Raw genomic sequence first — 9,013 nt, forward strand, 5'->3', positions numbered from 1 at the left:
CGATCAATGCAAGATCGGCGGCGGCATCCTCTTTGTCTTCGCCTTTGGACATGACCTCCTGGCCTTCTTCGACGAGGCCCATCATTCCCTTGCAGGGCTTGGCGCGGGCGGTCTCGCCTAGCAGCTTGAAGCATTCGTTCAACCGCTCGATTTGCTCTTCGGTTTCGGCGAGATGCTGCTCGAACAACTCGCGAAGCTGATCGAAACGCGCCGCTGCGGCCATCTTGGGGAGCGCTTTTGTCAGTTGTTTCTCGGCGTGAAGGAGGTCGCGAAGTTCATCGATCAGGAGTTCGTCGAGGCCTTCCGGACTTTCCGCGGGCGAACTCTCGGTGACAATGGCTGAAGCGGCACCGGGCTCACTGCTCTGGATCGCAGGCGATTCAACATAGACCCAGTCCTCACCCTCGTTCCACGGGCCACGGGTATCGATCTCGCCGTGGTCGCCGGCACCGGTCGAATCGTTGAAGAATTGATTGACGAGGCCGGGCGTCGGCGCAATGCGGCCGATGCTGAAGGCCGGCTTGCTCATGCTTTCAAGCGCCAGAGCGAATGCCCTCATATGTGTGATTTCGCGGGTCATCAAGAACTGCAGCGCGTCTCTGGTGCCGGCATCATCGCAAAAATTGATCAGCCGCTCATAAACGATCTTGGCACGGGCTTCGGCGGCGATGTTGCTGCGAAGATCGACATCCAGTTCGCCGGTGATCTTCAGATAATCTGCGGTCCAGGGATTGCCTTGCGAGTTGAAAAGGTTGACTCCTCCGCCGCCCGCAATGGCAATCAAAGGGTCAGCCTCCGCGGCTTGACGGTCGAACTTTGACGGCTTGAGATGCATCCGCGCCAGCGAACCCACGATCTCGAGATGGCTTAGCTCCTCGGTGCCGATATCCATCAGCAGGTCCTTGCGGTCGGGATCTTCGCAATTGAGACCCTGGATTGAATACTGCATGGCAGCGGCGAGTTCGCCGTTAGCCCCGCCGAATTGCTCAAGAAGCATATTGCCAAAACGCGGGTCTGGTTCGTCGACGCGGACGGTGAACATGAGCTTCTTGATGTGATGGTACATGGTGGCCTCGTTGGCAGGAGAGAGCAGGAGATAGAGTGACTCCTGCAACAGGGATCGAAGCTCAATCGTTCCCGCGAAAAACATGAAAAGATGTCGCCACGGAAACCGCCAACCGTGAGCAAGGGCTCACGGCAATGGCTAGGTGGCCTCTGAAGCCATCCTGACGGCAGGGACAATGCACCGGAGGGGACTTACGGCACCGCATCGGGAACTAACGACACCGATCCGTGTTTGGTGATTCTATTCACGGGGCATCCCGGACATGGCGGATAAGGATTCAAACGACCTCTTCCTGGAAGGGCTGAAGGATATTTATTGGGCCGAAAAGCCGATTCTGAAATCTCATCCGAAAATGGCGACGGCTGCATCCTCCGCTAAGCTACGGGCTGCCTTCAAGAAACACCACGAGGAAACCGAAGTCCAGGTCGAGCGTCCCGAGCGGATCCTCGATCTCTTCGGCAAGAATGCCCGCGGAAAAAAATGCCAAGCGGTCGCGGGCATTCTCGACGAGTTCAAGAGTATTGTGGCTGAGTATGAGAGTGCTACCACGTTAAATGCGGGTTTTCTCGCTGCGGCCCAGGCGCTCGAACACTATCAAATTGCGCGTTACGGCACATTGAAAATGCTGGGCGGCAAAACTTTTCAATCTGGAGGCTATGCGTCTTTTCGATGAGACACTAAACGAGGAGAGCAAGACCGCAGGTGCGCTGAACAAGATCGCCAGGAGGAGGAGCGGAAGGCGGAAGCCGCTTGAAGGAGCTTAATGAAGAAGTCTGCTGCTCTTCCTAATGGGAGCGCGCAGTAACCTCGCGCGTAAGCCGCAAGGTCCCGTCTCGAAGGCTGATCGCGAATTGAGTACGGAGCAACTCTGACCCAATTGAAACCGGATGAGTTCTTCAGAAGCAAGTGTAGGAAAGCGAAAATCATCTTCCAGGGATGTCTTGGCAGACGCCATCAAGCGGCGTCACGCGATCTTGTTCGTTGGCGCGGGTGTCTCGATGGCCGTAGGGCTTCCGTCATGGCAAACTCTTGTTGATCACTTGCTGAAAGAGCTCGAGCTCAATCCCGATGTGATCGATGGAATGAACGATGGTTATCAAATGCTGGCCGAATTCTACCGCCTGAAGCAGGGTGGAATGGGTCCTTTACGAAGCTGGCTGGATCGAAACTGGAAAGTTGCTTCAGATCGCGTCTCGGGGTCGCATCTTCATAAACTCATTGTCGAGCTGGACTTCCCGGCCATTTATACCACCAATTATGATCGCAACCTCGAGACGGCGTTCGAAGTCTACAATAAACCTTATGCAAAGATCGCGAATGCCAAGCAGATTGCGGACGCTGCGGAAGGCGTGACGCATATCATAAAGTACCATGGCGATTTCGATGACGATGCGTCACTGGTTCTGACCGAGACCGATTTTCTCAATCGATTATCGTTTGACTCTCCTCTCGATATCAAGTTTCGCGCGGACGCCTTGGGCCGCACCATCCTGTTCATCGGGTATAGCATGTCGGACCCCAATATCCGCCTGCTGCTGCACGGCATTTGGCAGACTTGGGAAAAATCAGGTCACAAGGAACATCGCCCACGCTCGTTCGTGTTCATGCCCTCGTCGAACCCAGTGCAAGAGGCCATACTGGCCCACTGGGGAATTACGCTTTTGATACCCGAAAGCGGAGCCTGCCTGGATGATGCGCTAGTGGCATTCCTTGCAGACATCCAAGCAAGAATTCGCGCGTCGTGACGGCAAGTCCTAGCGAAGGACTCCCTATCTGCGCCGAATCGGGGTCGCCACATTGAGAGCTCGGGCAAGTATCAAGGCGGCTGAACCCCGGCGTGTGAGCGACTGGCCGAATTGGCGTGTGGCCATCCTGCTTGGACTGATCAGCAGTAGCTATTCGACGCTGATCAGTCAGCTAACTGCGGCGCGTCTCGGACGCGATGCGGCCGTCGACTGGATGTCGGTCGCGGCCATTCCGGCCCGGGATTGGGCGCTGCAGGCCGAGCCATCGTGGTCCGCCGTCGCGATCGGGGTCGCCTTCCACCAATGGGCGGATTTTTCATGGGCGCTGGTATTCTTCGGTCTGCTTGGCCGGTGGACCTCGCGATTGGCACCGGGCTCCATCGCGCTGCTGGCGCTGCCTTGGGCGATGCTGACTTCAGCGCTTGAATGGCTTTTTCTGGTACCGGTCTTTCCGTTCGCGCAACCGGTCTTCACCCTCCAACAGCCTTACTGGATCGGGCTCTTGGTGCACCTATCATCAGCCATCGTCTATCCGTTGTTTTATTGGCTTCGCTGGCCGAGCGAGGGGGCGGGCAGTGACAAGCGGAATACCTTCCTGAAATCCTGGTTCGGCGGCCTCCTGATAGCTCTGGCAGCGATCGGTATTGCAGCTTTCGTAAGCCCGCGGGGATTTGAGATTCCCTGGCTAGGGCGGGACAAACTCGCTGATCAGACTTACATGCGGCACATGCGGACTCATCACCAGCAGGGCATCGAGCTTGCTTCCATCGCGGCGCAACGAGCTATGGATCCGCACCTTCGTGCGTTGGCAAGATTAATGGCTGCGAGCCAGGCAGGAGAGAACAGGATCTTCGAATCCTGGTGGCAAAGCTGGTTCAAGGAGCCAATGGCGCTATGTTCGGCTGCGGAGCGCGCGGAGATGCCGGGGTTGTTGACGGCGGAGCAAGTCAGAGGGCTCAGGCAGGCACAGCCGGCATCGTTCGACGAACTGTTCGTTCAACTGATGACCTTTCACCATGCCGGCGCTGTCGCCATGGCCGACAAGGAACTCCAAGGAAACGGCGACCTTCGGCTCCGGGTCATGGCCCATGCCATCCGTCACGAGCAGCAAGGAGAAATCGCTCTGATGGAAGGCACAAGCGGCTTGCCAGCCGTCCGCCAAGCCATCCAAAACATGCTTGCCGATAATGTGAACTCCAAGAGATAAAGAGATCGTCAGGGTTCGAACGGACCCACCGGGCGCTTGCGGCGTTAATCTGTCATGACGAAGGACAATTCCACGATACGTATCAACGACACGCAGACGCTCGCCCAAGGCAAGGGCAAGCTGATGAGCATCACGTTCGAACAGCGCAGGCGTGACGGAAGCTGGCAAGAGCGCAAGCGCGAAGTTTACGACAACGGCAATTCCGCCGTGATTCTTCCCTATGATGCCGATCGAAATACTGTGCTGCTGACGCGCCAGTTGCGATTGCCGATCTATCTGCAGGATGGTTTGGACCGCTCAATAGAGGCTTGTGCCGGCAAGCTGGATGATGAGACGGCCGAGAAGCGAATTATCAAGGAGATTGAGGAAGAACTCGGTTATCGGATTGAGAAAGTGGATCGGCTGTTTGAACTTTATGCAAGTCCAGCCGCCATCATGGAAAAAATTACATTCTTTACCTGCGCCTATTCGCCGGCGGACAAGGTGTCCGAGGGCGGCGGCTTGGCTGAGGAGGGCGAGGATATCGAGGTAATCGAGATCACTTTAGAGCAGGCCGCCGTCATGGTCGCCGCCGGCGAGATCATCGATGCCAAAACGGTCGTTCTCATCCAATATTTTGGAGAACGTCTTCGGGCTCGAGCAGGGACCCAAGACTTTATCTGAGATCAGTTCCCTAGGTGCACGACTTGCGCTCCACCGTCTTGATGCGCCAGGCTGCATCCTTGAGTTCGTCGAGGTTGCAATCGTCGCCGGTATCGAGATTGAGGCGGCCTTGGTCGCAAGACACTACATCCTTGTCGCCGAGCCAAACGTAGCGCCGGTCGGCGTATGGGTAAGCTTGTCGCCATCCAGCACGAACTGCTCCGTCATCACTTTCATATGCATGTTGCTGCGTCCTTCGTTCGAGCGTGTAGCCGCATAACGCCGGAGATGGAATCTTGTTTCAAGGCGTGGAACGTGGCTTTGGCGAGATCGTTGATCGGCGCAAGACAGGAGAACGCAAATGGCCAGCAGTGATGGCGAGAAGCCGATGACCGACGCGCAGAGGAACGAGATCAAGCGACTTTGCCAGGAGGCAGACATTCCGGACAAGTAGGGTGAGCTATACACTCAGAAGACAGCGCAAGCGCTCATTGAAGATCTGCGCGAGAAGGCGGTGCACCGCAGCGAAAGATCTGCCTGACCTGAGCCGGCCATTCTTCATGATCAGAGATCAGATGCGATCATTACCTGGAGCGGTGAAGAAGCCGATGCCTTCCGATGCAGCCACGTCCAGCGGCGGGATGGGACCATCGCCTGGAACGGTTTCGTCTTTGCCGGCTGGGGAAACGTGCTTGGCGGCTAAAGGCGTATCTCAGGACAAATGGTCTCGAAAGCTCCGGGCCGACAATCGCTTCGGTCGCCCAGACACTGGCCAGCTGCACAGTGTCGTCCGACGCAGCGCTGCTTTGTCGACTTGAAAATGTTATGCCTCAATTGAACCGCACAGACAGCTTGGTCATCGGCGGCGGGCCCGCCGGCTTGACCGCGGCCATCTACCTTGCGCGATACCGGCGCAAGGTCGTTGTCATCGATAGTGGCGAAAGCCGCGCGGTGCTGATTCCGGAAACCCACAACTATCCGGGTTTCGCGGATGGAATTGCGGGGCCGAAACTATTGGATGCGCTCGCAAAGCAGGCCAAGACCTATGGCGTCGCGATTATTAACGACCGGGTTTCGGATTTACAAAAAGCCGAAGCCGGTTTCCTGGCGAGATGCTCACAAGCGGACATTTCGGCACAACGCGTAGTTCTTGCGACTGGCCTGGTGGACCGCAACCCTCCCATTCCGGGGCTGAAAGAAGCCATCGATCACGGGGCTATCAGGTATTGTCCGATATGCGACGGGTTCGAGGCATCCGACCTGCGCATCGGCGTGTTGGGCAGCGCTGCAGACGCTGCCAGCAAGGCCCTCTTCCTGCGTGCCTATTCAAAGGACGTCGCCTTGCTGACGTTGGACGGCAAGGCGGCGAGCGAGGCGGTGTGTCGCGATTTGGCAGAGGCCTCCATCCGCCTTCCTGCGGCGCATGTGGTGGCTTTCGAGCGCCTGGACGAACGGATGGTCGCAGTGATGAGCGACGGAAGCCACGAAAGCTTTGACGTCATCTATCCCGCTTTGGGATGTGACGTCCGCTCACGACTGGGCACAAAACTTGGAGCCCGCCATAACACTCTCGGCTGCCTCGAGGTCGACGTGCATCAGCAAACTACCGTGAGTGGTCTCTACGCGGTGGGAGACATCGTTTCGGACCTTCACCAGATCGCGGTCGGAACAGGCCATGCGGCCGTCGCGGCAACGCATATCCACAATAGTTTGCCGCGTAACTTCCGCTGATACCGGCCAAGCATCGTAATGTTTGCCCTCCACGCCAGTCAAAATGTATGGCATCACGGCTTCATGACTACCTTGATGCAGCCGTCCTTCTTCGCTCGGAACGTCTTGTATAATTCTGGGCCCTGCTCAAGCGTGGCGCGATGGGTAATTACGAAGGATGGGTCGATCTCACCCTTTTCAATCCGGTCCAACAGTTTTGGCAGATAGTGTTGCACTGGGGTTTGTGCCATCCGGAAAGTCAGGCCGCGGTTGATCGCTGATCCCATGGGTATTTTGTCAAGCAAGCCGCCGTAGACGCCGACGATGGAAACTGTTCCAAAATTGCGGCAGCAGTGAATAGCCTGCCGCAAAACGTGCGGGCGATCCGTGCCCATGAATGTCGCGACCTTGATCCGATCGACAACTGCATCGAATCCCGATGCGGTTTCGGGTTCGGTGCCGACCGCATCGATACAGGCATCCGCCCCGCGACCCTCGGTCAATTCCTGAAGGCGGTCGTAGATATCCTCCTTCTTGAAATCGAGCGTGATTGCGCCCGAGGCTTTGGCGAGCGCGAGGCGTTCCGGAACGGTATCTATGGCGATCACGCGGTCCGCGCCGAGCAGAAATGCGCTCTTGATCGCGAATTGGCCGACCGGGCCGCAACCCCAGACTGCTACCGTCTCGCCTCCCTGAAGATTGCAAAAATCTGCCGCCATGAAGCCGGTTGGAAAGATGTCGGACAGGAACAGGACCTGTTCGTCGCTTAAGCTTTCGGGCACCTTAATCGGGCCGACATCCGCATAGGGGACGCGCATGTATTCGGCCTGGCCGCCTGCGAACCCGCCAAGCATGTGGGAATATCCGAACAGGCCCGCGGGCGAATGGCCCCAAAGCTTCTCGGCCATTTTTTGGTTCGGATTCGATCGCTCGCAGCCGGAGAAGAATCCGTTTTTGCAAAAAAAACACTCGCCGCACGAAATCGTAAATGGCACGACCACGCGATCGCCGACTTTTAGCTTCCTGTTTTCCGGGCCGACTTCGACGACCTCGCCCATGGTCTCGTGGCCGAGAACGTCACCCTTTTCCATTGAAGGCATTATGCCGTCGAACAGGTGCAGGTCGGAGCCGCAGATCGCGCAGGCGGTGACCTTGATGATGGCATCGCGGCCGTCCTGAATTTTAGGGTCTGGCACGCTCTCGCAGCGGATGTCGTTCTTGCCGTGCCAGGTCAGCGCTTTCATGGGAGCGTCTCCGTTCGAAATGTATGGAGACACAAATTTCAATATGAAGATGAGTTCCTTCGCGTCGTCAGCGGAACGCAAAATCAGAACGCGAATTAAAATCGATCAAAGTTTCACGGGAGAATCCATATGTCCGCCACCCGACCTTTTGCGATCGTCACGGGAGCTTCGACCGGCATCGGGCTGGAACTCGCCAAACGCTGCGCCAAGGAAGGGTACGATCTCCTCATCGCGGCCGATGAGCCTGCCATCGAGCAGGCTGCGGCATCGCTTAGGAGCGCCGGTGCACAAGTCGACGCCCTGCAAGCTGATCTTGCTACGGTCCAGGGCGTCGACAGACTTTATGCAGCTGGGCGGGGCCGCCCAGTCGACGCGCTTTTGGCGAATGCCGGGCGCGGTCTTGGGCACGCGTTCCTGGATCAGAACTTCACTGCGGTGCGGCGCGTTATCGATACCAACGTAACCGGGACAGTTTATTTGATCCATAAGGTCGGGAACGACATGAGGCGCCGAAAAGCTGGACGCATTTTGATCACCGGATCGATCGCCGGCTTCACGCCGGGCAGTTTTCAGGCAGTCTACAACGGCACCAAGGCCTTCCTTAATTCATTCTCGTTCGCACTGCGGGAGGAGCTGAAGGATACCAGTGTCAGCGTGACGTGTCTGATGCCGGCCGCCACCGAAACCGAATTCTTCAGACGTGCGGACATGATGGATACGGACATCGGCACCGCGGAAAAGGATGATGCTTCCGAGGTCGCAAACATTGGCTTCGACGCCATGATGAAAGGTGAAGGCGATGTCGTTAGCGGCTTCAAGAACAGGCTGCAGTCTGCGGTCGCCAACGTGACGCCCGCCGCCATGTTGGCCAGTCAGCATCGCAAGAAGGCCGAGCCGGGCACGGCGAAGAAATGATTGAAGGGATCTAATCGCTTCGTTTTGGACAGTGTACCAGGCGGGACGGTCCAAGATAAAAGAGTTGCGGCCACTTGGTTCTATGGCGTTGGGCAATCGCTTCGAGCGATAGCGTTCCGCCGTTCTCATCTATTTTGATGGAGTTATGCAACGATGCCGGTTCATGGGCGTTTGCCTTACATCGAGGCAACATGCTGTTTTCCGGCTACATATTCGACGTCGAGGGCACGCTGGTGGATAGCGTGCGGCAGAACCTGCTGAGCCTTCAGGAATCCTTGGACGAGTTCGGGGTCACCGTTCCGTACAACGTTCTGCAGCTCTATTCCGGCCTCGATGGTAACCAAACCCTTCAACTCGTTGCACCGGCTCTCGACGGGGCCGAGCGAAAGAGGCTGATGGAAGCCAAAAGCAAACTTTATGAAGCGAAATACCTGCGAAGCGTGAAAGCATTCACCGGCGTGCGTGACGTATTCGAGGCGCTAAC

Annotated in this window: 8 protein-coding genes and 1 pseudogene; 7 read left to right on the forward strand and 2 right to left on the reverse strand. The window is 57.1% G+C overall.

Features of this window, described 5'->3' with window-relative positions; genetic code table 11:
• The coding region (locus N554_RS0129385; protein ID WP_036054522.1) for a DUF892 family protein at positions 1-1,066 on the reverse strand (1,066 nt) is incomplete at its 3' end.
• Between the two features lie 262 nt (positions 1,067-1,328).
• Between N554_RS0129385 and N554_RS36650 the strand changes: the two are divergent.
• From N554_RS36650 to N554_RS0129425, 5 genes and pseudogenes are all read left to right on the forward strand, one after another.
• Positions 1,329-1,830, forward strand: a pseudogene (locus tag N554_RS36650) (ferritin-like domain-containing protein).
• A gap of 123 nt (positions 1,831-1,953) precedes the next feature.
• The gene (locus tag N554_RS0129395) at positions 1,954-2,811 is read left to right on the forward strand and encodes an SIR2 family NAD-dependent protein deacylase (protein WP_051677778.1); all 858 of its coding nucleotides are present in this window, start codon (positions 1,954-1,956) and stop codon (positions 2,809-2,811) included.
• A gap of 118 nt (positions 2,812-2,929) precedes the next feature.
• The gene (locus N554_RS0129400; RefSeq protein ID WP_245283752.1) at positions 2,930-4,018 is read left to right on the forward strand and encodes a DUF305 domain-containing protein; all 1,089 of its coding nucleotides are present in this window, start codon (positions 2,930-2,932) and stop codon (positions 4,016-4,018) included.
• Positions 4,019-4,072: 54 nt separating this feature from the next.
• Positions 4,073-4,681 (forward strand): NUDIX domain-containing protein, encoded by a 609-nt coding sequence (locus N554_RS0129405; RefSeq protein WP_029586737.1) that lies wholly within the window; start codon positions 4,073-4,075, stop codon positions 4,679-4,681.
• Between the two features lie 804 nt (positions 4,682-5,485).
• Positions 5,486-6,391, forward strand: a complete 906-nt coding sequence (locus N554_RS0129425) for an NAD(P)/FAD-dependent oxidoreductase (RefSeq protein ID WP_029586738.1) — start codon at positions 5,486-5,488, stop codon at positions 6,389-6,391.
• A 53-nt stretch (positions 6,392-6,444) separates the two neighbouring features.
• Here the strand turns inward: N554_RS0129425 and N554_RS0129430 are convergent, their stop codons facing one another.
• Entirely contained in the window at positions 6,445-7,614 is a 1,170-nt protein-coding gene (locus N554_RS0129430; RefSeq protein WP_029586739.1) for a zinc-dependent alcohol dehydrogenase, read from the reverse strand.
• A gap of 129 nt (positions 7,615-7,743) precedes the next feature.
• Here N554_RS0129430 and N554_RS0129435 point away from each other — a divergent pair, with 129 nt between their 5' ends.
• Both N554_RS0129435 and N554_RS0129440 read left to right on the forward strand, forming a co-directional pair.
• Positions 7,744-8,529: an SDR family NAD(P)-dependent oxidoreductase gene (locus N554_RS0129435; protein WP_029586740.1), complete on the forward strand. Its 786-nt coding sequence runs from the start codon at positions 7,744-7,746 to the stop codon at positions 8,527-8,529.
• A 191-nt stretch (positions 8,530-8,720) separates the two neighbouring features.
• Positions 8,721-9,013 (forward strand): HAD family hydrolase (locus tag N554_RS0129440; protein ID WP_029586741.1); only part of this gene is annotated, 293 nt, incomplete at its 3' end.

It is taken from the genome of Bradyrhizobium sp. URHD0069 (assembly GCF_000701345.1).
Classification (GTDB): domain Bacteria; phylum Pseudomonadota; class Alphaproteobacteria; order Rhizobiales; family Xanthobacteraceae; genus Bradyrhizobium.

Coding starts and splice junctions, on each gene's coding strand:
- N554_RS0129395 (WP_051677778.1), top strand. CDS start 1,954: ATGAGTTCTTCAGAAGCAAGTGTAGGAAAGCGAAAATCATCTTCCAGG.
- N554_RS0129405 (WP_029586737.1), top strand. CDS start 4,073: ATGACGAAGGACAATTCCACGATACGTATCAACGACACGCAGACGCTC.
- N554_RS0129425 (WP_029586738.1), top strand. CDS start 5,486: ATGCCTCAATTGAACCGCACAGACAGCTTGGTCATCGGCGGCGGGCCC.
- N554_RS0129430 (WP_029586739.1), bottom strand. CDS start 7,614: ATGAAAGCGCTGACCTGGCACGGCAAGAACGACATCCGCTGCGAGAGC.
- N554_RS0129435 (WP_029586740.1), top strand. CDS start 7,744: ATGTCCGCCACCCGACCTTTTGCGATCGTCACGGGAGCTTCGACCGGC.